At 74.0% G+C, this 25065-nt stretch carries 5 protein-coding genes; all 5 read left to right on the top strand.

The annotated features are described in order from the left end of the window. Window positions 1-202: 202 nt before the first annotated feature. From ACZ4Z1_RS23240 to ACZ4Z1_RS23220, 5 genes are read left to right on the top strand one after another with little or no spacing between them, the layout of a single operon-like run. Window positions 203-11146, top strand: coding sequence for a non-ribosomal peptide synthetase (locus ACZ4Z1_RS23240; protein ID WP_468488522.1), 10944 nt, complete (start codon window positions 203-205; stop codon window positions 11144-11146). Then, window positions 11134-18687: an amino acid adenylation domain-containing protein gene (locus ACZ4Z1_RS23235; RefSeq protein WP_468488521.1), complete on the top strand. Its 7554-nt coding sequence runs from the start codon at window positions 11134-11136 to the stop codon at window positions 18685-18687. The genes ACZ4Z1_RS23240 and ACZ4Z1_RS23235 overlap by 13 nt, the downstream gene beginning before the upstream one ends. Further along, complete coding sequence (locus ACZ4Z1_RS23230; RefSeq protein ID WP_468488520.1) at window positions 18672-23114, top strand: amino acid adenylation domain-containing protein; 4443 nt, start codon at window positions 18672-18674, stop codon at window positions 23112-23114. The genes ACZ4Z1_RS23235 and ACZ4Z1_RS23230 overlap by 16 nt, the downstream gene beginning before the upstream one ends. Before the next feature lie 59 nt (window positions 23115-23173). Then, window positions 23174-24130 (top strand): ABC transporter ATP-binding protein, encoded by a 957-nt coding sequence (locus ACZ4Z1_RS23225; protein ID WP_468488519.1) that lies wholly within the window; start codon window positions 23174-23176, stop codon window positions 24128-24130. After that, window positions 24127-24960: an ABC transporter permease gene (locus ACZ4Z1_RS23220; protein WP_468488518.1), complete on the top strand. Its 834-nt coding sequence runs from the start codon at window positions 24127-24129 to the stop codon at window positions 24958-24960. Before ACZ4Z1_RS23225 ends, ACZ4Z1_RS23220 begins: the two co-directional genes overlap by 4 nt. Window positions 24961-25065 lie beyond the last annotated feature (105 nt).

Genomic DNA, 25065 nt, shown 5'->3' with positions numbered 1-25065 from the left:
TTCCCCTTCTTCTGGACGTCAACATTCCGCTGTCTGGACACTGCGCGGGTCCGCCGCGTTACGGGTATGTTCACCGCAAGAGCTGCCGCCGCGCGCCCCGGATAACGGTGTGGCCGCGCGGCGTTGTAATTCACGGGGGGAGCTCGGCGTGCGCGGAAACCGGAATAACCGCGGTGACCGGACGGAACCGACGGGGATTCCGTTGTCGTTCGGTCAGCAGCGGATGTGGTTCGTCAACAGGCTGGAGAACGCGGGCGCCGCGTACACGATGGCCATGGCGGTCCGGCTCGTCGGCGGGCTGGTCCCGCCGGCGCTGGAGGCGGCGTGGGCCGACGTCGTGGAGCGGCACGAAGCGCTGCGTACGGTCTTCCGCGAGGCGGACGGTGAAACATGGCAGGAGGTACGCGACGAACCGCCGGCCGGGCTCGGGAACCGCGCCATCACCGAAGAAGAGCTGGCCACGGCCCTCGCCGCCGAGGCGGGCCGGGCGTTCGACCTGCGGGCCGAACCGCCGTGCCGGGCGACGCTGTACGCCCTGTCCCCGCGCGAGCACGTCCTGCTGCTGGTGGTGCACCACATAGCCGTCGACGGCCGGTCGCTGGAAGTGCTGGCCCGGGACCTGTCGCGGGCGTACGCCGCCCGGTCGCAGGGCCGGGCACCGGACTGGCCGCCCCTGCCCGTCGCGTACACGGACTTCGCCCGGCGGCAGCAGGAACTCCTCGGCGCGGAGGAGGACCCGGAGAGTGTGTACGGGCGGCAGCTCGCCTACTGGCGCCAGGCCCTGGTGGGCCTGCCGGCCCAGCTGGACCTGCCCTGCGACCGGCCGCGCCCCGCCGCGCCCCGGCACGAAGGGAGTTCGGTGCCGGTCCGGATTCCGTCGGAAACCCACCGGGCGCTCCTGAAGATCGCGGCCGACTGCGACGCCACACCGCTCATGGTGGTGCGGGCCGCCCTCGCCGTACTGCTCTCGCGGCTGGGCGCGGGCGACGACATCCCCATCGGCTCCCCGGCCGACGGGCGTACCGACAAGACGCTCGACGGACTCGTGGGCTTCGTCGCCAACACCCTCGTCCTGCGGACGAACCTCACCGGGGACCCCGCCTTCACCGACCTGGTACGCCGGGTCCGCGCCACGGACCTCGCCGCCGAGGCCCACCAGGACCTGCCCTTCGAACACCTCGTCGGGGTGCTGAACCCGGACCGCTCGCTGGCCCGGCACCCGCTGTTCCAGGTGCTGCTGGTGCTGGAGGACTCGCCCGGCTCCGCCTGGGACCTGCCCGGCCTGACCGCCGTACCGGAGCGGGTCGGCATCGAGGCGGCGCGCGACGACCTGACGTTCGGCCTCTTCGACCTCTACCTCAACCTGACCGAACGCCACGACGACGGCGGACGGCCCCACGGCATCGACGGCGGGCTCTGGCACAACGCGGAGCTGTTCGACCGGGAGACGGCCGCCCTGCTGGCCGCCCGGCTCACCGCGGTCCTCGCCCGGGTGACGGCAGACCCGGCGCTGCGGGTCAGCGAGGTCGGTGTGCTGCTCGACGGCGAGGAGAAGCGGCTGCTCACCGAGGTGAACACCGGCCGGGAAGCCGCCCCGGACACGACCGTCCCGGCACGGTTCGCACAGATCGCCGCCCGCTTCCCGGCCGCGGCCGCGGTCGTCTCCGGAGCGGACACCCTCACGTACGCGGAACTCGACGCCCGGGCGAACCGGTTCGCCCGGTACCTGCACGCCGGGGGCGTGGCGCCGGGCCACCGCGTCGGCGTCGTGCTGCCCCGCTCCGCCGCACTGGTCGTCGCGCTCCTGGGCATCGCCAAGGCCGGGGCGCTGGCCGTCCCGGTGGACCCGTCCTACCCGGCCGAGCGGGTGCGCCACCTGCTGGAGGACTCCGCCCCCACGCTGGTCGTCAGCGGGGAGGAGGTGATGCGGGAGGCCACCCTGCGCGACTTCTCGGCCGCGCCCCTCCCGGTTCGGGTGTCGCCGGAATCGGGCCTGTACGTGATGTACACCTCCGGTTCGACGGGCGTGCCCAAGGGCGTGACGGCCACCCACGGCAACGTCGCGGCGCTCGCCCGCGACACGTGCTGGGGCGGCATCGGCACCGGGCGCGTCCTGTTCCACGCTCCGCACGCCTTCGACGCCTCGACGTTCGAACTGTGGGTGCCGCTGCTCAACGGCGGGTGCGTCGTGGTGGCGCCGGAGACGGACCTGAGCGGCAGCACCCTGGCCCGGCTGATCGGTGCGCACGCGCTGACGGCGGTCCACGTCACGGCCGGGCTGTTCCGCGTGCTGTCCCAGGAGTCGCCCGCCTGCTTCACGGGCCTCCGGCACGTCCTGACCGGCGGCGACGTGGTCCCCGCCGAAGCCGTCGCCCGGGTCGCCGAAGCCTGCCCGGACGCCACGCTGCACCACCTGTACGGGCCGACCGAGATCACCCTGTGCGCCACCACGTACACCGTCCCCCCGGGTACGGAGGCACCGGAGGTGCTCCCGATCGGCGGGCCGCGCGACGGCGTACGGGTCTTCGTCCTGGACCGGGCCCTGCGCCCCGTACCGGTCGGCGTCACCGGCGAACTGTACGTCGCGGGCCGGGGCGTGGCCCCCGGCTACCTGAACCGCCCCGCGCGCACCGCGGAGCGCTTCGTCGCCTGCCCGTACGGCGGCGGGCGGATGTACCGCACCGGCGACCTCGTCCGGTGGGACCGCCACGGCCGCCTGGTGTTCCTGCGCCGCGCCGACGACCAGGTAAAGGTCCGAGGTTTCCGGATCGAGCCGGCCGAGGTCGAGACCGTCCTCGGGCAGGCCCCCGGCGTGGACCAGGCCGCCGTCGTCGTACGCGAGGACCGGCCCGGCGACAAGCGTCTCGTCGCCTACGTCGTCGGTGACGCCTCGGGCATACGGGACTTCACCGCCGAGCGCCTGCCGGACTACATGATCCCCGGCACCGTCGTCCCCCTGGACGCCCTGCCGCTGACGGCCAACGGCAAGGTCGACCGGGCCGCGCTGCCCGCCCCCGACCACGCGGCGGCCACTTCGGACCGCCCGCCCCGCACCCCGCAGGAACAGATCCTGTGCCGGCTGTTCGCCGAGGTCCTCGGCCTGGACCGGGTAGGCATCGGCGACCGGTTCTTCGACCTGGGCGGCGACTCCCTGCTCGCCATGCGGCTGACCAGCCGGGCCCGTACCGCCCTCGGCGTCGAGATCCCCATGACCGTGATGTTCGAGTCGCCCACGGTCGCGGGCCTGGCCGGGCGGCTGAACGAGCTGGGCGCCGGCCGCCCGCCCGTGGTCGCGGCGCCGCGGCCGGAGGTCCTGCCGCTGTCGTTCGGGCAGCAGCGCATGTGGTTCGCCAACCGGCTGGAGGACACCAGCGGCGCCTACAACATGGCCATGGCCGTCCGGCTGACCGGCAGCCTGGACCTGCCCGCGCTGCGCGCCGCCTGGGCGGACGTGATCGCGCGCCACGAGCCGCTGCGTACGGTCTTCCCCGAGCACGACGGCGTGCCGCACCAGCTGGTGCTGGACGGCACCCGGCCGGAGTCCGACGCTCCACAACTCCCGGTCGTCCCCACCACCGACGACGCGCTCGACACCGTACTGGCCGATCACATCGGCCGCCGGTTCGCGCTCGACACGGCACCGCCCCGGCGGGCGACCCTGTTCGAACTGTCCGACGCCCACGTCCTCCTGATCGTCGTGCACCACATCGCCGCCGACGGATGGTCGATGGGCGTCCTCGCCCGCGACCTCTCCACGGCGTACGCGGCGCGGAGCGTGGGCCGCGCGCCCGACTGGGCGCCGCTGCCCGTCCAGTACGCCGACTTCGCCCTCTGGCAGCACGCGCTCCTCGACAGCGGCAACGGCCTGCTCGACACCCAGCTCGCCCACTGGACCGAAGCCCTCGCCGGCCTGCCGGACCAGGTCGAGCTGCCCACCGACCGGCCGCGCCCGGCCACCGCGAGCCACCGCGGAGCCGTGCTGCCGTTCACCGTCGACGCCCGGGTGCACCAGCGGCTGAGCGCCATCGCCCGCGAGTGCGACACCACCCTGTTCACGGTCGTGCAGGCGGCGGTCGTGCTGCTGCTGTCGAGGCTCGGCGCGGGCGACGACATCCCGCTCGGCACCCCCGTCACCGGCCGCACCGACGAGTCCCTGGACGGCGTCGTCGGGTTCTTCCTCAACACCCTGGTGCTGCGGACCGACGCCGGGGGCGACCCGGCCTTCACCGAACTGGTCGCGCGCGCCCGGGACGCCGACCTCGCCGCGTACGCCCACCAGGACCTCCCGTTCGAGCACTTGGTGGAGGCGCTGAAACCCGCCCGGTCGAACGCCCGGCATCCGCTGTTCCAGGTGCTGCTGGTGATGGAGGACGAACTGAACCCCGGGTGGGACCTGCCCGGTCTCTGTGCGGCACCGGTCCCGGTGCCGCCGGCCACGGTCGAGTTCGACCTGGTCTTCGGCCTGGGGGAGCGGCCCGGCGGTAACGGCCTCGACGGCTATCTGGAGTTCGCCACCGACCTCTTCGACCCGGACGGCGCGCGAAGCCTGGTCACCCGGCTGCTCGCGGTGCTCGACCAGGTCGCCGGCGACCCGGGACTGCGGGCCGGTGAGGTCGAGCTGCTGGCCCCCGAGGAGCGCCGCCGACTCGTCACCGGCGTCAACGTCGGAGCGGCGGACGCCGGCGACCGCACGCTCCTCGACCTGTTCGACGCCACCGTGCTGCGGTCCCGCGCCGACACCGCCGTGACGGCGGGCGCCACGTCGCTGACGTACGGCGAACTGGACGCCCGCGCCAACCGGTTCGCCCGGTACCTGCACTCCGAGGGCGTGGCACCCGGCGACCGGGTGGGCGTCACGCTCCCCCGCTCGGCGGAACTCGTCGTCGTACTCCTGGGCATCGCGAAGGCGGGCGCTGTCTTCGTGCCGGTGGATCTGTCCTGTCCGGCGGAGCGGGTGCGGTGGCTGCTGGAGGACGCGGCTCCGGTGCTGGTGGTGGGGGAGCGGGAGGTGCGTGAGGCCGCCGAAGGAGGCTTTGCCGCCACGCCGATGCCGGTGGCGGTGTCGTCGGAGTCGGCCTTGTACGTGATGTACACCTCCGGGTCGACGGGCGTGCCCAAGGGCGTGGTGGCCACGCACGGGGGCGTGGCGGGGCTGGCGCTGGACTCCTGCTGGGGGGACATCGGCACGGGCTGTGTCCTGTTCCACGCTCCGCACGCCTTCGACGCCTCGACGTTCGAGCTGTGGGTGCCGCTGCTGAACGGCGGGCGGGTGGTCGTGGCACCCGAGACGGAGAATCCGGACGGCGGGACACTGTCGCGTCTGGTGGGCGAGCACGGGCTGACGGCCGTCCACGTGACCGCGGGACTGTTCCGGGTGCTGGCCCAGGAGACGCCTGACTGTTTCGCGGGTCTCCGGCATGTCCTGGCCGGTGGCGACGTGGTCCCCGCCGAGGCCGTCGCCCGGGTCGCCGAGGCGTGCCCCGGCGTCGAGATCCGCCACATGTACGGGCCGACCGAGACCACGCTGTGCGCCACCGCGTTCGTCATCGAGCCGGGCGCGAAGGTGCCGCCGGTGCTGCCGATCGGCGCGCCCCGGGACGGCCTGCGCGTCTTCGTTCTGGACGCCTTCCTGCGGCCGGTTCCGGTGGGTGTGGCGGGGGAGTTGTACGTGGCCGGGCGGGGTGTCGCACAGGGGTATCTGGGCCGGGCTGTGCTGACCGCCGAGCGGTTCGTGGCGTGCCCGTACGGTGGCGGGCGGATGTACCGGACCGGTGACCTGGTGCGCTGGGACCGGGACGGACGCCTCGTGTTCCTGGGCCGCGCCGACGACCAGGTGAAGATCCGGGGCTTCCGGATCGAACCGGCCGAGGTCGAGGCCGTCCTCGGGCAGTGCCCTGGTGTCGCGCAGGTCGCGGCGTTCGTGCGCGAGGACCAGCCGGGCGACAAGCGGCTCGTCGCGTACGTCGTCGGAGACGCTTCCGGGATACGGGAGTTCGCGGCCGAGCGGCTGCCGGACTACATGGTGCCGTCGGCGACGGTCGTCCTGGACGAGCTGCCGCTGACGGCCAACGGAAAGGTCGACCGGGCCCTGCTGCCCGCCCCCGACCACGCGGCCGCCTCGGACCGCGCGCCCCGCACTCCGCAGGAGCAGATCCTGTGCCGGCTGTTCGCCGAGGTGCTGGGCCTGGACCGGGTCGGCATCGACGACGGGTTCTTCGACCTGGGCGGGGACTCGCTGCTGGCGACGCGGCTGGCGAGCCGGGTCAAGGGCGCGCTCGGGGCGGAGATTTCGGTGCGGGCGCTGTTCGAGGCGCCCACGGTCGCGGGGCTCGCCGGGCGGCTGGACGAGTTCGAGGCGGTGCGGCCGGTGCTCGTACCGGTGGACCGTCCCGACCCGTTGCCGCTGTCGTTCGGGCAGCAGCGGATGTGGTTCCTGCACGGCCTGGAAGGGCCGAGCGCGACCAACAACATCCCCCTGGCCGTCCGGCTGACCGGTGACCTGGACGTCGCGGCGCTGGAGGCGGCCTGGGGTGACGTGGTGGCCCGGCACGAGACGCTGCGCACCCGCTACCCCGAGCACGGCGGAGGCGCCCGCCAGGACATCGTGGAGCCGGTGCAGGTGCCCGTACACCTCACCACCGTCGGGATCGCGGCGGACGGCGTGGAACAGGCGCTGGCCGCCGGCGTCGAGCAGGGCTTCCGTATCGAGCGCGAACTGCCCTGGCGCATCACGCTGTTCGAGGTGGCGCCCGCCGACCACGTGCTGCTGATCGTGGTGCACCACATCGCCTCCGACGGCTGGTCCATGGGCGTCCTCGCCGACGACCTGGCGGCCGCCTACACGGCCCGCGCCGAGGGCCGCGCGCCCGGCTGGGCGCCGCCGGCCGTCCAGTACGCCGACTTCACCCTCTGGCAGCGCGACCTGCTCACCCAGCACACCGAGGACGGCCTGTTCGGCAGGCAGGCCGCGTTCTGGTCGCAGACCCTCGCAGGACTGCCGGAGCACCTGAAGCTGCCCTTCGACCGGCCACGCCCGCCGGTGGCGACCCACCGGGGAGCGTTCCTGCCCTTCTCGGTGAACGCCGCCGCGCACCGGCGCCTGGCGGAGATCGCGCGCGAGTGCGACGCCACGCTGTTCATGGTGGCGCAGGCCGCCGTCGCGGTGCTGCTGTCGCGGCTCGGCGCCGGAGAGGACATCCCGCTCGGCACCCCCGTCGCGGGCCGTACGGACGAGGCCGTGGACAACCTGGTCGGCAACTTCCTCAACACGCTGGTGCTGCGTACGGACGTCAGCGGCAACCCGTCCTTCACCGAACTGGTCGGCCGCGTACGGGAGACCGACCTCGCCGCGTACGCCCACCAGGACCTGCCCTTCGAGCACTTGGTGGAAGTGCTGAACCCGGTCCGCTCGCTGGCCCGGCACCCGCTCTTCCAGGTCGCCTTCGCCCTCCAGAACGCACCCGAGACGCACTTCGACGCCCCGGGCCTGGAATCCCGGCTGATACCGGTGGAGATGTCCACCTCGAAGTTCGACCTGTCGGTCCTGATGTGGGAGCGCCGGGACGCCGACGGCGCCGCCGCGGGCCTGGACTGCTACCTGGAGTTCGCCACCGACCTCTTCGAACACGCCACGGCGGAGCGCCTGGTGGCCCGGCTGCTGCGGGTGCTCGACCAGGTCACCGCGGACCCGGCCGTACGGGCCGGGGCGGTGGACGTGCTCGGCGAGGACGAGCGGACCCGGGCCGCCGCGGCCGTGGCACCGGGCCGGGCGGACACCCGGGACGAGACCGTGCCGCGGTGCTTCGAGCGGGCCGTCGCGCGGTATGGCGACGAGACGGCCGTGGAGACCGCCGACGCCACGCTGACCTACCGGGAACTGGACGCGCGGGCCGACCGTTGTGCTCAGTACCTGCACGCGAAGGGCGTCACCGCCGGCGACCGGGTCGCGGTGCTGCTCGACCGCTCGGCGGAACTGGTCGCCGTGCTGGTCGGCCTCGCCAAGGCGGGCGCGGTGGCCGTGCCGGTCGACACGGCGTACCCGGTCGAACGGGTGCGGCTCCTGCTGGAGGACGCCGACCCCGTACTGGTCATGACGCGCTCCGAAGTGACGGAGGCCCTGCGGTACTTCCCGGCCGTCCCGCCGCCCGCACGGGTGGCGCCGGATTCCGGCCTGTACGTGATGTACACCTCCGGCTCGACCGGGACGCCCAAGGGCGTCCTCGCGACGCACGCGAACGTCACCGCGCTCGCCCTCGACCCCTGCTGGGACGGCATCGGCACCGGGCGCGTCCTCTTCCACGCGCCGCACACCTTCGACGCGTCCACCCTGGAGCTGTGGGTGCCGCTGCTCAACGGCGGCTGTGTGGTCGTCGCGCCGCCGCTGGACCTGGACGGGGAGACGGTGGCCCGGCTGGCCGACGCGTACGCGCTGACGGTCGTGCACGTGACGGCCGGGCTGTTCCGGGTGCTGGCCCAGGAGACACCCGCCTGCTTCGCCGGTCTGGAACACGTGCTGACCGGCGGCGACGTGGTGCCCGCCGAGGCCGTCGCCCGCGTCACCGACGCCTGCCCCGGCGCCGCGGTGCACCATTTGTACGGGCCGACGGAGACCACCCTCTGCGCCACCACCCACACCGTCGCACCCGGTACGCGAGCGCCGGCCGTCCTGCCCATCGGCCGCCCGCGCGACGGCGTACGGGTCTTCGTCCTCGACGCGCTGCTGCGCCCGGTGCCCACGGATGTGGCGGGGGAGCTGTACATCGCCGGGCAGGGCGTCGCCCGGGGCTACCTCGGCCGGGCGGCGCTGACGGCGGAGCGGTTCGTGGCGTGCCCGTACGGTGGCGGGCGGATGTACCGGACCGGTGACCTGGTGCGCTGGGACCGGGACGGCAACCTGGTCTTTCTGGGCCGGGCCGACGACCAGGTCAAGGTGCGGGGCTTCCGGATCGAACCGGCCGAGATCGAGGCCGTCCTCGGGCAGTGCCCGGGTGTGGAGCAGGCCGCGGTGATCGTGCGCGAGGACCGGCCCGGTGACAAGCGGCTGGTCGCCTACCTCGTGGGAGACGCCTCCCGGGTACGGGACTTCGCCGCCGAGCGGCTGCCGGACTACATGATCCCCGGCGCCGTCGTCACCCTCGACGCCCTGCCCATCACGGGCAACGGCAAGGTCGACCGGGCAGCGCTGCCGGCCCCCGACTACACGGCGGCGTCCGCGGGACGCGCGCCCCGCACGCCACTGGAAGAGCTGTTCTGCCGCTTCTTCGCGGAGGTGCTCGGGCTGGTGACGGCGGAGGGCAAGGCGGCCGCCACGGCGCAGACTCGCGGGACGGATGGGGTCACTGTGATGGATACGACGGTCGCGACGGACGGAGCCCCGGCTGCGAGCCCCGTGCCGCCCGTCCGGCACCCGGACGTCCCCCGCCCGGTGGTCCCGCGTCCGGGCGTCCCGGAACCGAGGGTCCCGGAACCGAGGGTCCCGCACCCTGACGTCCCGCCCCCGGCCGTCCCCGACGTCCCGCCGCCCCCCGCCATCGGCGCGGACGCGAACTTCTTCGAACTCGGCGGCGACAGCATCATCTCCCTGCAACTCGTCGCCCGCGCGGCCCGGGCGGGTTACCGGATCAGCGCCACGGACGTCTTCCGGCACAAGACCCCGGAAGCCCTGGCCCTCGCCGCCCGGCCCGTCACGGAGGAGGAGACCCGGCACGACGACGGCGACGGCCCCGTACCGCTCACCCCGATCATGCGGCAGCTCGCCGACCGGCAGGCCCTGGCCGGACCGCTGCACCAGACCGTCATGGTCTGGACGCCCACCGGCCTGACCACCGCGGAACTGACCGCCGCCCTCCAGGCCGTCCTGGACCACCACGGCGCCCTGCGGCTCCGCCTCGGCCCCGACGACACGCCGCACGTCCGGCCGCCGGGCGCCGTACGGGCGGCGGACGTGCTGCGGACGGTACGGCTGCCCGGACACGCCGAGCAGATCACGGCGGTGATCGTCCGCGAGCAGTGCGCCGCCGCGACCGGCCGCCTCGACCCGCGCTCCGGCGCCGTACTCCGAGCGGTGTGGTTCGACGCGGGCTCGCACCGGCCCGGCCGGCTCTTCCTCGCCGCGCACCACCTCTGCGTGGACAGTGCCTCCTGGCGCATCCTCCTCGACGACCTGGCCCTCGCTTGCGAGGCGGTCACGGCGGGCACCGCCCCGGACCTGCCACCGGTCCGTACGTCCTTCCGCCGCTGGGCCGAACTGCTGCGCCAGGCCGCCCACGACCCTGCCCGGACCGCCGAACTGCCGCTCTGGCAACGGATCGGCGCGCCCACTGCCCCCCTGCTGCCGACGGTGCCCACCGGGCCGGGCGGCTCCGGAACGCTGAGCATGACCCTGGCGCCCGACACGTCGGCGGCCCTGCTCACCACCGTGCCGACGGCCTTCCACGCCGATGTCACCGAGGTGCTGCTCGCCGCGCTGGTGCTCGCGGTCGCCGACTGGCGCGGCCGGCCCGGCGCCGTCCTGGTCGACCTCGAACGGCACGGCCGCGAAGCCGGACTCGCACCCGGTACCGACCTGTCGCGTACGGTCGGCTGGTTCACCAGCGTCCACCCGGTCCGGCTCGACCCGGGCGGCGCGGAAGCCGGCGCCCGCACCGGCGCCGCCGACCCGGGAGCCGTACTCAAACGCGTCAAGGAACAGCTCAGGGAACTGCCCGGACACGGCATCGGCCACGGACTGCTGCGCCACCTGAACGCGCGGACCTCCCCGGCCCTGACCGGGCTCGCCGAGCCGCCGCTCCTGTTCAACTACCTCGGCCGGGTCCCCGCCACTGCCGAGCGCCGGGCGGCCACCGCGTGGACCGCCACCGGCGACGACCGGCCGCCCGAAGGCGTACGCACCCACCCGGTGGACCTCGACGCCGTCACCGTGGACACCGACGACGGCCCTCGGCTGACGGCGCACTGGGCCTGGGACCCGGCGCTGGTCTCCGAGGCCGACATGCGGCGGCTCGGCCATGCGTGGTTCCGGGCCGCCGGGACCCTGGCGGCGTGCGCCGCCGAGGCGGACGCGGGCGGCCGTACGCCGTCGGACCTCGACCTCGTCTCCCTGACTCAGGACGACATCGACCAGCTCGAAACGGAATGGGGAAAGTAGCCGTGAGCAAGCCCGGACTGGCCGACATATGGCCGCTCGCGCCGATGCAGAAGGGCATGTTGTTCCACGCCCTGTACGACGCCGAGGCCACGGACATCTACCGGGGCCAGGTGGTCCTGGACCTGGACGGCCCCCTCGACACGGACGCCCTCAGGTCGGCGGGGCACGCGCTGCTGCGCCGGCACCCGACCCTCAGGGCAGGCTTCCGCACCCTGAAGTCCGGCGAGACGGTGCAAATCGTCCCGCAGCGGGCGGACCTCCCGTGGCAGGAACTGGACCTGCGTCAGATCCCGGCCGGGCGGCGTGCGGACGCCCTGGACGAGGCGGTCCGCGCGGAGTGGACCCGGCGCTTCGACCTGGAGGCACCGCCCCTGCTGCGCCTGACCGCCCTCCGCGTCGGCGACACCCGCACCCGCGTCGTGCTGACCGTGCACCACATCCTCTGCGACGGCTGGTCGACCTCGATCATCGCGAACGAACTGGTCGAGCTGTACCGCAACGGCGGCGACGAACACGCGCTGCCGCCGGTCACCCCGTACCGCAGCTATCTCGCCTGGCTGGCCCGCCGCGACGGCGCGGCCGCCGCCGGGGCGTGGCGGCAGGCGCTCGACGGGGCGCGGCCCACCCTCGTCGCGCCGGAGACGGGCAACCGCGCGCCGGTCGACCCGGACGAGGTGCGGGTCGAACTGCCCGCGCCACTGGTGACGGACCTGGCGGGCCTGGCCCGTCGCAACGGCGTGACCATGAGCACCGTGATGCGCGGCGCGTGGGCCGTGCTGCTCGGCACCCTGACCGGACGCGACGACGTGGTCTTCGGGGGGACCACGGCCGGGCGCCCGCCGGAGATCCCGGGCATCGACACCACCGTCGGCCTGTTCATCAACACCCTGCCGGTACGGGCCCGCTGGTCGGCCACCGACACCGTCACCCAGTTGCTCACCCGCCTCCAGGACGCGCAGGCGGCGCTGCTGCCGCACGAGCACCTGAGCCTGGCCGAGGTCCAGAACGTCGCCGGGACCCGGACCCTGTTCGACACCTTGACCGTCTTCCAGAACTACCCCGTCGACCTGCTCGACCTGACCGGGACCACCGCACGGTCGGTGTCCGGGGACCTGAACCTGGCGAGCGTCGGCGGCCGGGACGCCGCGCACTACCCGCTGACGTTCACCGCGATGTCCGAACGCTTCCGGCTGACCTACCGTCCTGATCTGTTCACCCGCGCCGACGCGCGGCTCCTGGCCGACCGCCTGGTGAGAATCCTCGGACAGCTGGCCGCCGGCCCGGCCACCCGGATCGGCGACCTCGACGTGCTCGTGGAGGGCGAACGGGAGCGGCTGCTGCGCGGCGTGAACACCGGCGCCGCGGGCGCCGCGCCGACGACCGTCCCCGGCCTCTTCGAGCGGACCGCGCGGCGGTACCCGCACGAGATGGCGGTGGTGTCCGCAGCGGGCTCCTTGACCTACGAGGAGCTGGACGCTCGGGCGAATCGATTCGCCCACGCGCTGCGGGCGCGTGGTGTGACCGACGGGGACCGGGTGGGCGTGGCACTGCCCCGCTCGGCGGAACTCGTCGTCGCGCTCCTGGGCATCGCGAAGGCGGGCGCTGTCTTCGTGCCGGTGGATCTGTCCTGTCCGGCGGAGCGGGTGCGGTGGCTGCTGGAGGACGCGGCTCCGGTGCTGGTGGTGGGGGAGGCAGAGGTGCGCGACGCTGCCCTCCAGCCCCTCCCCGCCGATCCATTGCCGGTGGTGGTGACGCCGGAGTCGGCCTTGTACGTGATGTACACCTCCGGGTCGACGGGCGTGCCCAAGGGCGTGGTGGCCACGCACGGGGGCGTGGCGGGGCTGGCGCTGGACTCCTGCTGGGGGGACATCGGCACGGGCTGTGTCCTGTTCCACGCTCCGCACGCCTTCGACGCCTCGACGTTCGAGCTGTGGGTGCCGCTGCTCAACGGCGGGTGCGTGGTGCTGGCACCGGAGGCGGACCTGGACGGCGGGACGCTGTCCCGGCTGGTCGGCGAGCACGGGCTGACGGCCGTCCACGTGACCGCCGGACTGTTCCGGGTGCTGGCCCAGGAGACACCCGACTGCTTCACCGACCTCCAGCACGTCCTGACCGGTGGCGACGTGGTCCCCGCCGAAGCGGTGGCGAGCGTCATGGACGCCTGCCCCGGGGTGACGGTGCGCCACCTGTACGGGCCCACGGAGACCACCCTGTGCGCGACCACGCACGCCCTCGCCCCTGGGGCGAAGGTGCCCTCGACCCTCCCCATAGGAGGGCCTCGGGACGGTGTCCAGGTGTTCGTTCTGGACGCCTTCCTGCGGCCGGTTCCGGTGGGTGTGGCGGGGGAGTTGTACGTGGCCGGGCGGGGTGTCGCTCAGGGGTATCTGGGCCGGGCTGTGCTGACCGCCGAGCGGTTCGTGGCGTGCCCGTACGGTGGCGGGCGGATGTACCGGACCGGTGACCTGGTGCGCTGGGACCGGGACGGCCATCTGGTCTTCCTCGGGCGGGCGGACGACCAGGTGAAGATCCGGGGCTTCCGGATCGAACCGGCCGAGGTCGAGGCCGTCCTCGGGCAGTGCCCTGGTGTCGCGCAGGTCGCGGTGCTGGCGCGTGAGGACCAGCCCGGGGACAAGCGGCTCGTGGCATACGTCGTCGGTGACGCCTCTCGAATACGGGAGTTCGCGGCCGAGCGGCTGCCGGACTACATGGTGCCGTCGGCGACGGTCGTCCTGGACGAGCTGCCGCTGACGGCCAACGGAAAGGTCGACCGGGTCGGACTCCCTGCCCCGGACTACGCGGCGGCCGCCTCGGACCGCGCGCCTCGCACTCCGCAGGAGCAGATCCTGTGCCGGTTGTTCGCCGAGGTGCTGGGCCTGGACCGGGTCGGCATCGACGACGGGTTCTTCGACCTGGGCGGGGACTCGCTGCTGGCGACGCGGCTGGCGAGCCGGGTCAAGGGCGCGCTCGGGGCGGAGATTTCGGTGCGGGCGCTGTTCGAGGCGCCTACGGTCGCGGGGCTCGCCGGGCGGCTGGACGAGTTCGAGGCCGTGCGGCCCGCGCTGGCCGCGGCCGAACGCCCCGACCCGTTGCCGCTGTCGTTCGGGCAGCAGCGGATGTGGTTCCTGCACGGCCTGGAAGGGCCGAGCGCGACCAACAACATCCCCCTGGCCGTCCGGCTGACCGGTGACCTGGACGTCGCGGCGCTGGAGGCGGCCTGGGGTGACGTGGTGGCCCGGCACGAGACGCTCCGCACCCGCTACCCCGGGGACGGCGGGAGCGCCCGCCAGGAGATCCTGGCAGCCGTACCGGCCCGGATCTCCGTGTCCGCCGTCACCGCGGACTCGGTGGACGGCATCCTGGCCGCCGAGGCCGCCAGGGGTTTCCGTCTCGAAACGGAACTGCCGTGGCGCCTCGCGCTGTTCGAGGTGGCGCCCGCCGACCACGTGCTGCTGATCGTGGTGCACCACATCGCCTCCGACGGCTGGTCCATGGGCGTCCTCGCCGACGACCTGGCGGCCGCCTACACGGCCCGCGCCGAGGGCCGCGCGCCCGGCTGGGCGCCGCTGCCCGTCCAGTACGCCGACTTCACCCTCTGGCAACGCGAACTGCTCGACCGGGATACCGAGGACGGCCTCTTCGGCAAACAGCTCGCCTTCTGGACCCACACCCTCGCCGACCTCCCCGAAGAGCTGGAGCTGCCCTTCGACCGGCCCCGCCCGGCCACGGCGAGCCACCGGGGCGCGATGCTCCCGTTCAGCGTGGACGCCGCCGTGCACCGGCGGTTCCTGGAGATCGCGCGCGAGTGCGACGCCACGCTGTTCATGGTGGCGCAGGCCGCCGTCGCGGTGCTGCTGTCGCGGCTCGGCGGCGCCGAGGACGTACCGCTCGGCACGCCCGTCGCCGGCCGTACCGACGAGACCCTCGACGGACTCGTGGGCAACTTCCTCAACACGCTCGTGCTGCGTACGGACGTCAGCGGCAACCCGTCCTTCACCGAACTGGTCGGCCGCGTACGGGAGACCGACCTCGCCGCGTACGCCCACCAGGACCTGCCCTTCGAACACCTCGTGGACGTACTGAACCCGGTCCGCTCGCTGGCCCGGCACCCGCTCTTCCAGGTCGCCTTCGCCCTCCAGAACGCGCCGGACACGGCCTTTGCGGCGCCCGGGCTCGGTGCCCAGGCCGTCCCGGTGGGGCTGGCCTCCTCGAAGTTCGACCTGTCGGTGGTGCTGCGGGAGCGCCCGGACGGAGGCGGCCTCGACGGCCTGCTGGAGTTCGCCACCGACCTGTTCGACCCGGCCACCGCGCAGGCCCTGGCCGCGCGGCTGGTGGAGGTGTTCGGCCGGCTCGCCGGCGATTCCCGGGCCCGGGTGGGCGATCTGGACATCCTGCTGGCCGGGGAGCGGGAGCACCTGGTCTCCGGGGTGAACATCGGAAAACCGGGCACCGGCGCTGCTGAACGGACCGTGCCCGCCCTGTTCGAGGAGGTCGCGGCCCGCCACCCGGACGCACCGGCCGTCGTGTCCGGCGCGCTGACCCTGACCTACGGGGAACTGGACGCGCGCGCCAACCGGTTCGCGCACCACCTGCACGCGCAGGGCGTCGGCGCGGGGGACCGGGTGGCGGTGATGCTGCCGCGGACCGCCGAGCTGGTGACCGTACTCCTCGGCATCGCCAAGGCCGGGGCCGTGTTCGTACCCGTCGACACCACCTATCCGGCCGAGCGGGTGCGGTTCCTGCTGGAGGACTCCGCCCCCGTGCTGGTGGTGACCGAGGCCGAGACGCGGGAAGCGCTCGAAGGTTTCCCCGCGTCACCGTCTCCCGTACACGTGGTGCCGGATTCCGGCCTGTACGTGATGTACACCTCCGGCTCGACCGGGACGCCCAAGGGCGTGGCGGTCACCCACGGCGGCGTGGCGGCCCTCGCGCGCGACGCGTGCTGGGGCGGCATCGGCACGGGCCGGATGCTGTTCCACGCGCCGCACGCCTTCGACGCGTCGGTCCTGGAACTGTGGGTGCCGCTGCTGAACGGCGGCTGCGTCGTGGTCGCGCCCGCCGTGGACATGGACGGCGGGACGCTCGCCGGGCTCGTCGCCGAGCACGAGGTGACCGCGGTGCACGTCACGGCGGGCCTGTTCCGGGCGCTGGCGCAGGAGACCCCCGAGTGCTTCGCGGGCCTGCGGCACGTGCTGACCGGCGGCGACGTGGTGCCCGCCGAGGCTGTCGCCCGCGTCACCGACGCCTGCCCCGGCGCCGCGGTGCACCATTTGTACGGGCCGACGGAGACCACCCTCTGCGCCACCACCCACACCGTCGCCCCCGGTACGCGAGCGCCGGCCGTCCTGCCCATCGGCCGCCCGCGCGACGGCGTACCGGTCTTCGTCCTGGACCGGTTCCTGCGGCCCGCCCCGGTGGGGGTGCCCGGCGAGCTGTACATCGCCGGGCAGGGCGTCGCCCGGGGCTACCTCGGCCGGGCGGCGCTGACGGCGGAGCGGTTCGTGGCGTGCCCGTACGGTGGCGGGCGGATGTACCGGACCGGTGACCTGGTGCGCTGGGACCGGGACGGCAACCTGGTCTTTCTGGGCCGGGCCGACGACCAGGTCAAGGTGCGGGGCTTCCGGATCGAACCGGCCGAGATCGAGGCCGTCCTCGGGCAGTGCCCGGGTGTGGAGCAGGCCGCGGTGATCGTGCGCGAGGACCGGCCCGGTGACAAGCGGCTGGTCGCGTACCTCGTGGGAGACGCCTCCCGGGTACGGGACTTCGCCGCCGAGCGGCTGCCGGACTACATGGTGCCGTCGGCGACGGTCGTCCTGGACGAGCTGCCGCTGACCGTCAACAGCAAGGTCGACCGGGCCGCGCTGCCCGCCCCCGACCACGCGGCGGCGTCCGCGGGACGCGCGCCCCGCACCCCGCTCGAAACGCTCTTCTGCCGTCTCTTCGCGGACCTCCTGGGCCTCGGCACGCCGGAAACGGAAGCCGGTACGCCGGAGGGGCCGGGCCTCCCGGTCGCGGCGGACGCCGGTTTCTTCGAACTCGGCGGTGACAGCATCGTCTCGCTGCTGCTCGTCGCCCGCGCCGCCAAGGCCGGGTACCGCATCAGCGCGTCGGACGTCTTCCAGCACAAGACCCCCGAGGCCCTCGCCCTGGTCGCCCAGCCGGTCACGGAGGACGACGTCCAGCACGAGGACGGCCACGGGACCGTTCCCCTCACGCCGGTCATGCGGGAGCTGACCGCGCGCGGCGGCCCGGCCACACTGGCCGCCAGGTTCGCGCAGTGGACCGTCGTACGCGTCCCCGCCCGCGCCGGGCTGGACCGTCTGACCCGGGCCGTCGAGAAGGTGGTGGCCCACCACGCGATGCTGCGGGCCCGCCTGGTCGTCCCGGACGGCGCCGAGCCGTACTTGGAGGTCGGTGACGCGGCGCCCGTACCGGACCGGGTCCGGCGCGTCGACGCCTCCGGACTGACGGACCAGGCGTTCGAGGAGCTGATCGACACCGAGGCGCGGGCGGCGTCCGGCCGCCTCGACCCGCGGACCGGCACCACCCTGCGCGCGGTCTGGTTCGACCGGGGAAGCGGACGGCCCGGGCGGCTCGCGATCGTCGTCCACCACCTCGTCTTCGACGCGGTGTCCTGGCGCATCCTGCTGCCCGACCTCGCCGCGGCCTGGACGGACCCCGACACGCGGCTGGCCCCGGTCGCCGCCTCGTTCCGCACGTACGCCCGGCAGGTGGCGGCCGGGCCGCGGCGGACCACCGGACCGGCACAGGGCACCGAAGGGCAGCTGCGGCAGCGCACCTTCACCGTGCCCGCGCGGACGGCGGCCGCCGTGCTGACCACCGTCCCCGCCGCCTTCCACGCCACGACGGGCGACGTGCTGCTCGCCGCGCTCACCGCGGCCCTCACCGAGGACCGGCCGGGCCCGGTCGACCTGGACGTCGAAGGGCACGGCCGCGACGGCGGCCTGGACCTCTCCCGCACGGTGGGCTGGTTCACCACCCTGCGCCCGGTCCGGCTGGACGCGGGCGTCACCGACTTCGACGAGGTGCGCGCGGGCGGCCCGGCCGCCGGCCGGCTGCTCAAACGGGTCAGGGAACAGGCCGCCCAGCCGTACGGGGACGGGCTGCCCGCGCCCACGGCCGGGTTCAACTACCTGGGCCGGTTCGCCGTCGCCGGCCCCGACACGGGCGACTGGCAGCCGGCCGGGCCCCGTTCCATGGGCGCCGACGCCGACCCGGAGCTGCCCGCCCTGCACGCGCTGGAGTTCGGCGGCCTGGTCCGCGACGGCGACGGCGGCCCGGAACTGGTGCTGCTGGTGTCGTGGCTGGAAGGGGTCCTCACCGAGGACGGCGCCGACCGGCTCGCCGACCGCTGGACCGGCCTGCTGGCCGGCCTGGCCGCACTCTCCGAGGCACCGGACGCGGGCGGCCTGACCCCCTCCGATTTGCCGCTGGTCGACCTGACGCTGGGTCAGCTGGAGGCGCTGGAGGACGACTTCAACGAAGCACCCGGTGGAGGAGGTATGCCGTGGACCGCCGCATAGAAGACGTGTGGCCGCTGACACCGCTGCAGGAGGGACTGCTGTTCCACTCCCTGTACGACGGTCAGGCCGAGGACAGCTACGTCGTCCAGGACGTCCTGGACATCGGAGGGGACCTCGACGCGGCCGCGCTCCAGGCGTCCTGGCGGGCCCTGGTGGCCCGGCACGCCACCCTGCGGGCCTGCTTCCGCCAGCCGCCGGGCCTCGAACACCCCGTCCAGGTCATCCCGGCCCGGGTGACACTGCCCTGGCGGGACGTCGACCTGACCGGCAGGCCGCCCCAGGACGCCCTCGCCGAGGCGGAGCGCCTCGCGGACGAGGAACGCGCCCGGCGCTTCGACCTGGCCGTACCGCCGCTGCTGCGGCTCGTCCTGCTCCGGCTCGGACCGGACCGGCACCGGCTGATCCTCACCAACCACCACATCCTGATGGACGGCTGGTCACTGCCGACCCTCCAGCACGAGCTGTGGACCCTCTACGAGGCGGGCGGCGACCCCGCCGGCCTGCCGCCCGTCACCCCCTACCGTGACTACCTCGGCTGGCTGAACGCCCAGGACAAGGAGTCGGCGCGCGCCGCCTGGCGGGCCGACCTCGCCGGGCTGCGCGAGCCGACACTGCTGGCACCCGCGGCCGGCCGGCAGCAGGCCGCCGCCGGACACGGCCAGGTGCACGCGAAGCTGGACCGGCCGGCCACCGAGGCGCTCACCGACCTCGCCCGCCGCCACGGCCTGACCCCCAACACCTTCGTCCAGGGGGCCTGGGCGCTGCTCCTCGGCCGTCTGCTGGGCCGGGACGACGTGGTGTTCGGCGCGACCGTGGCGGCCCGGCCCGCCGAGCTGCGCGGCGTCGAGTCCATGCTCGGGCTCTTCATCAACACCGTCCCGGTCCGGGTGCCCCTGACGGCCTCCCGGCCGGTGTCCGAGCTGCTCACCGACGTACAGACCCGCCAGGGCGCCCTGATGTCCCACCAGTATGTGGGGCTCAGCGAGATCCAGCGGGCCGGCGGCCCCGGAGCCGAGTTCGACAGCCTGCTGGTCTACGAGAGCTTCCCGCGCGGCGCGCTGGCGGAGGAGGGCGGGCCGCCGCTGGAGCTGACCCCCGTACGCGGGCACAACGTCAGCCACTACCCGGTCAGCCTGGCCGTCTTCCCGGGCCCCGAGCTGCTGTTCCTCCTGACGCACCGCCCGGAGCTGATCAGCGCCCGCAGCGCGGAACTCCTCGCCGACCGGTTCACCGGCATCCTGGAACAGCTGGTGGCCGACCCGGACATCCGCCCCGGTGACATCGACATCCTGGTGCCCGGCGAACGGGACCGGCTGCTGCGCGGCGTGAACACCGGTGCCACGGGAGCCGCGCCGACGACCGTCACCGGCCTCTTCGAACGGACCGTACGGCAGCACCGGCACGACACCGCGCTGGTGTCCGGCGAGACCACCCTGACGTACGACGATCTCGACGCCCGGGCCAACCAGGTCGCCCGGCACCTGCACGCGTCGGGCGCCCGGCCGGGGGACCGGGTGGTCGTCACGCTCGCCCGCTCGCCCGAACTGGTCGTGGCGCTGCTGGGCATCGCCAAGGCCGGCGCCGTCGCCGTACCGGTGGACACCGCACAGCCCGCCAAGCGGGTACGGACCCTGTTCGACGACGCCGCGCCCGCCGTCGTCCTGACGGACGCCGACGTCGAGGACGCCCTGCGCCACCGCTCCGGCGCCCCGCTCGCGGCCCCCGTCACACCGGACTCCGGCCTGTACGTGATGTACACCTCCGGCTCCACGGGAACCCCCAAGGGCGTCGTCGCCACCCACGGCAACATCGCCGCCCTCGCCCAGGACACCTGCTGGGACGGCATCGCCACCGGACACGTCCTCTTCCACGCCCCGCACACCTTCGACGCCTCCACCCTCGAACTGTGGGTCCCGCTCCTCAACGGCGGCCGCGTGGTGATCGCGCCCCCGGCCGATCTCACCGCGAAGGCGCTGGCCCGCCTGGTCACCGACCACGGGCTGACGGCCGTGCACCTGACGGCCGGGCTCTTCCGCGTCCTCGCGCAGGAGTCCCCCGAGTGCTTCACCGGTCTCCGGCACGTCCTGACGGGCGGGGACGCGGTCCCGGCCGAGGCCGTCGCCACCGTCCGGGACACCTGCCCCGACGTCACCGTCAGCCACCTGTACGGGCCGACCGAGACCACCCTCTGCGCCACGAACCTCGCCGTCGGGCCCGGCACACCCGCCCCGGCCGTCCTGCCGATCGGCGGGCCGCGCGACGCGGTTCAGGTGTACGTGCTGGACGCGGCGCTGCGGCCGGTCCCGCCCGAGGCCACCGGCGAGCTGTACATCGCCGGACAGGGCGTCGCCCGCGGGTACCTCGGCCGCCCGGCCCCGACGGCGGAGCGGTTCGTGGCGTGCCCGTACGGCGGCGGGCGGATGTACCGGACCGGCGACCTGGTGCGCTGGGACCACGACGGCAACCTGGTCTTCCTGGGGCGGGCCGACGACCAGGTCAAGGTGCGGGGCTTCCGGATCGAACCGGCCGAGGTCGAGGCGGTGCTCGGACAGTGCCCGGGGGTCCGGCAGGCGGCGGCGATCATGCGCGAGGACCGGCCCGGTGACAAGCGGCTGATCGCGTACGTCGTCGGGGACGCCTCCGGAACACGGGACTTCGCGGCCGAGCGGCTGCCGGACTACATGGTGCCGTCGGCGACGGTCGTCCTGGACGAGCTGCCGCTGACCGCCAACGGCAAGGTCGACCGGGCCGCCCTGCCCGCCCCCGACCACCCGGCGGGCTACAGCGGACGCGGCCCCAGCTCACCCGTCGAGGAGATCCTCTGCTCCCTGTTCGCCGAAGTCCTCGGCGCGGCACGGGTCGGCGCCGAGGAAGGGTTCTTCGACCTGGGCGGCGACTCGCTGCTGGCGACCCGTCTGGCCGGCCGCGTCCAGGCCGTCCTCGGCAAGGACCTCGAAGTGCGGGCGCTCTTCGAAGCGCCCTCCCCGGCCGCCCTGGCCGCACGGCTGGCGGGCACCGGTGACCGGGACGGACCGGCCGCCGGGCCGCGCCCGGACGTCATACCGCTCACCCCCGGCCAGCGGACCATGGTCTCCGGCGAGCGCAGGTACAACATCCCGCTGTCGGTCCGCCTCGGCGGCCCGCTGCGCACGGACGCGCTGGAAGCGGCCTGGTACGACGTGACGGCCCGGCACGAAGCCCTGCGCACCCGCTTCCCGGAGACCGGCGGACAGGAGGTCACCGCCCCCGCCCGGACGCCACTGACCGTCGTCCCCGTCACCGAGGACGACCTGTCCGGGGCACTGGACGCGGACCACGCACGCCCCTTCGACCTGGCCACCGGACCACCGGCGAGGATGACCCTCTTCGCCCTCGCCCCCGACGACCACGTGCTCCAGATCGTGGCGCACCACATCGCCGCGGACGGCTGGTCCACCGGGCTGATCGCCCGCGACCTGTCCACGGCGTACGCCGCGCGGGCGGCCGGCGGCGCACCCCGGTGGGCGCCGCTGCCCGTCCAGTACGCGGACTTCGCCGTGCACCTGCACGAACAGGCAGCGCGCCTGGACGAGCCGGACAGCCCCTTCGCACGCCGCCTCGCGTACTGGAGCGACGTACTCGCCGACCTGCCGGAACAGCCTCTGCTCCGGTGGGACCGGACACCGCCGGCGGAGCCCACCGGGCTGGGCGGCAACGTCACCTTCACGGTCGACGAGGCCGCGCACCGCGCGCTGCTGGAGACCGCCCGGCGCGAGCGGGCGACGCTGTTCATGGTGCTGCGGGCGGCCATCGCCGCCCTGTGGGCGCGGCGGGGCGCCGAGAACGTACCGATGGGCACGGTCTCCGCCGGCCGGGCCGACCACGCGACGAGCGACGTCGTGGGCCTGTTCGCCGACCACCTGGTGCTCCGCGCGGACGCGGGCGGTGACCCGGCCTTCGCCGAACTCGTACGCCGGGTCCGCACCGCCGACCTCGCCGCCTACGCCCACCAGGACCTGCCGTCCCAGCTCGTCGAGGACCGCCTCGGACACCGGCCGTTCCAGATGATCACCGGCATGGAGAACCTGCCCGAACCGCCCTGGGACCTGCCGGGACTGACGGCGGAGCCACTGCGGCCCGCCCACCGCAACCGGGGCGCGGCCCGCAGCGAACTGGCCGTCACCCTGCGGGAGCTGCGGGCTCCCGGAAGCGGCCCGGCCGGCGTCGAAGGGGTCGTCTGGTACAGCGCGGACGTGTACGAGCGGCGGACCGTCGAAGCCCTCGCCGCCCAGCTGACCGGCGTACTGCGGCAGGTCGCGGCGGAACCCGCGGCCAGGATCGGCCGGCTCCGGATCGACCCGCCGGACGGCGTGGCGGCGCCCGGCACGCCGGTGGACGGCGCGGCGGTCGGCGGAGCCCTCCACCAGGACGCGAGCCCCACGACATGACCCGATACCCCGCGACAACGGCCCCGCCGACGGGGCGGCGACAACAGGAAGGTGCCCGGATGTCCGGCAATCTGGCGATCCACGCCGACGGTCTGCGCAAGAGTTTCCCAGGTCCGGGCGGTGGCGAGGTGGAGGCCGTACGCGGCCTCGGACTGAGCGTGGACAGAGGGGAGTTCTTCGGACTGCTCGGGCCCAACGGCGCCGGCAAGTCCACCACCATCGGCATGCTGACCACGATGGCCCGGCCCACGGCGGGCCGCGCCGAGGTCTGCGGCCTGGACGTGGCCGCCGACGCGGTGGCGGTCAAGCGGCGCATCGGGGTGGTGGCACAGGACAACACCCTCGACATCGAGCTGACCGTGGCCGAGAATCTGGAGTTCCGCGGCCGCTACTTCGGCCTCGGCCGCCGGGCCGCCCGGGCCAGGTCGCAGGCGCTGCTGGACCTCTTCGGGCTGACCGACCGTGCCCGGGCGCGGATCTTCGAACTCTCCGGCGGGCAGCTCAAGCGCGTCATGATCGCGCGAGCCCTCGTGCACAGCCCGGAGGTGCTCTTCCTCGACGAGCCGACCGCCGGACTCGACCCGCAGTCCCGTATCCACCTCTGGGACATCCTGCGCGGCCTGCAGGCCGAGGGCCAGACGATCCTGCTCACCACGCACTACATGGAAGAGGCCGAGACGCTCTGCGACCGGGTCGCCGTGATCGACCACGGCCGGGTCCTGGCCTGCGACAGCGTCAAGGCGCTGCGGGAATCGATCGGCGCGGAGACCGTCGTCACCGTCGTGTACGAAGGCGGCGCCTTCGACCTCGCCGCGGTCCGCGCGATGGCGCGGGCCGACCGGGTGGAGGCCGCGGACGGACAGGTACGGGTCTTCGCCGCCGACCCCGACGGGGTGCTCAGCGACCTGGTGGCACTGGCCGCCAAGGCGGGGCTGGCCGTCGTCGACGCGTCCCAGATCAGCCCCAGCCTGGAAACCGTGTTCCTGACGCTCACCGGACGGGAGTTCCGCGAATGACCACCACCGTGCTGACCGAGGCGCCGGCCGCCAAGACCCGCGCGCTGCACACCTTCGCGGCCATGATGGCGCGCGACGCCAGAGTGCTGCGGCGCAACTTCGTGATGAGCGCCGTCCGCGTCGTCATCCAACCGCTGCTGTTCGTCTTCGTCTTCGCCTATGTGCTGCCGAAGGTTGGCTCGGGCGGCGCCGGACCCGGGGGAGAGGCCTTCTCGACGATCATGGTGCCGGGGCTGGTGGGCTCCTCCATGGTCCTGCAGGCGATGGCCGCCGTGACCTTCCCGCTGGTCATGGAGTTGTCCGGACCCGGCGCCATCGAGGACCGGGCGCTCGCGCCGGTGTCGGTCCGGGTACTGGGACTGCAGAAGATCCTCTCCGCCGTCGTCGAGGGCCTGGTCGCCGGCATCCTGGTCTTCCCCGTCGTCCTGCTCGTACACGCCCAGGGCCACGGGCCCGCCGTGCAGGTCGCCAACTGGCCGATGCTCGTCTTCGTCCTGCTGGCGGGCGCGGTACTGGCCTCCTCGATCGGCATGTACCTGGCCACCCGCATCGACCCGCGCCAGATCCAGGTCCTGTTCACCCTGGTGATGTTCCCCGCGATGATGCTCGGCTGCGTCTACTTCCCCTGGACGGCGCTGGAAAGCACCCCCTGGCTCCAGTACGCCGTACTCCTCAACCCGATGGTCTACATGAACGAAGGCCTGCGCGCCGTCCTCACACCCCAGATCGGCTCCATGCCCACCTGGGCCTTCCTGCTCGCCCTCTTCGTGGGCGCGGCGGGCTTCGTATGGCTCGCCATGCGCTCGTTTGCCCGCCGTGTCATGCGCTAGGGCGCTTCTGACAGATCTCCGTGGCCTCGCGACGCCCGGCACGCACCCTCGCCGCACGGCGCGAAGGGACAGGTGGCTCCGCCACATGACCCTTCACACCGCACC

It is taken from the genome of Streptomyces sp. NPDC030165 (assembly GCF_055573595.1).
This window is presented reverse-complemented; position numbering and strand designations above follow the sequence as displayed.

Excerpts from the sequence above, each read along its gene's own strand:
- ACZ4Z1_RS23235 (WP_468488521.1), top strand. The coding sequence starts at position 11,134 with ATGGGGAAAGTAGCCGTGAGCAAGCCCGGACTGGCCGACATATGGCCG.
- ACZ4Z1_RS23225 (WP_468488519.1), top strand. The coding sequence starts at position 23,174 with ATGTCCGGCAATCTGGCGATCCACGCCGACGGTCTGCGCAAGAGTTTC.
- ACZ4Z1_RS23220 (WP_468488518.1), top strand. The coding sequence starts at position 24,127 with ATGACCACCACCGTGCTGACCGAGGCGCCGGCCGCCAAGACCCGCGCG.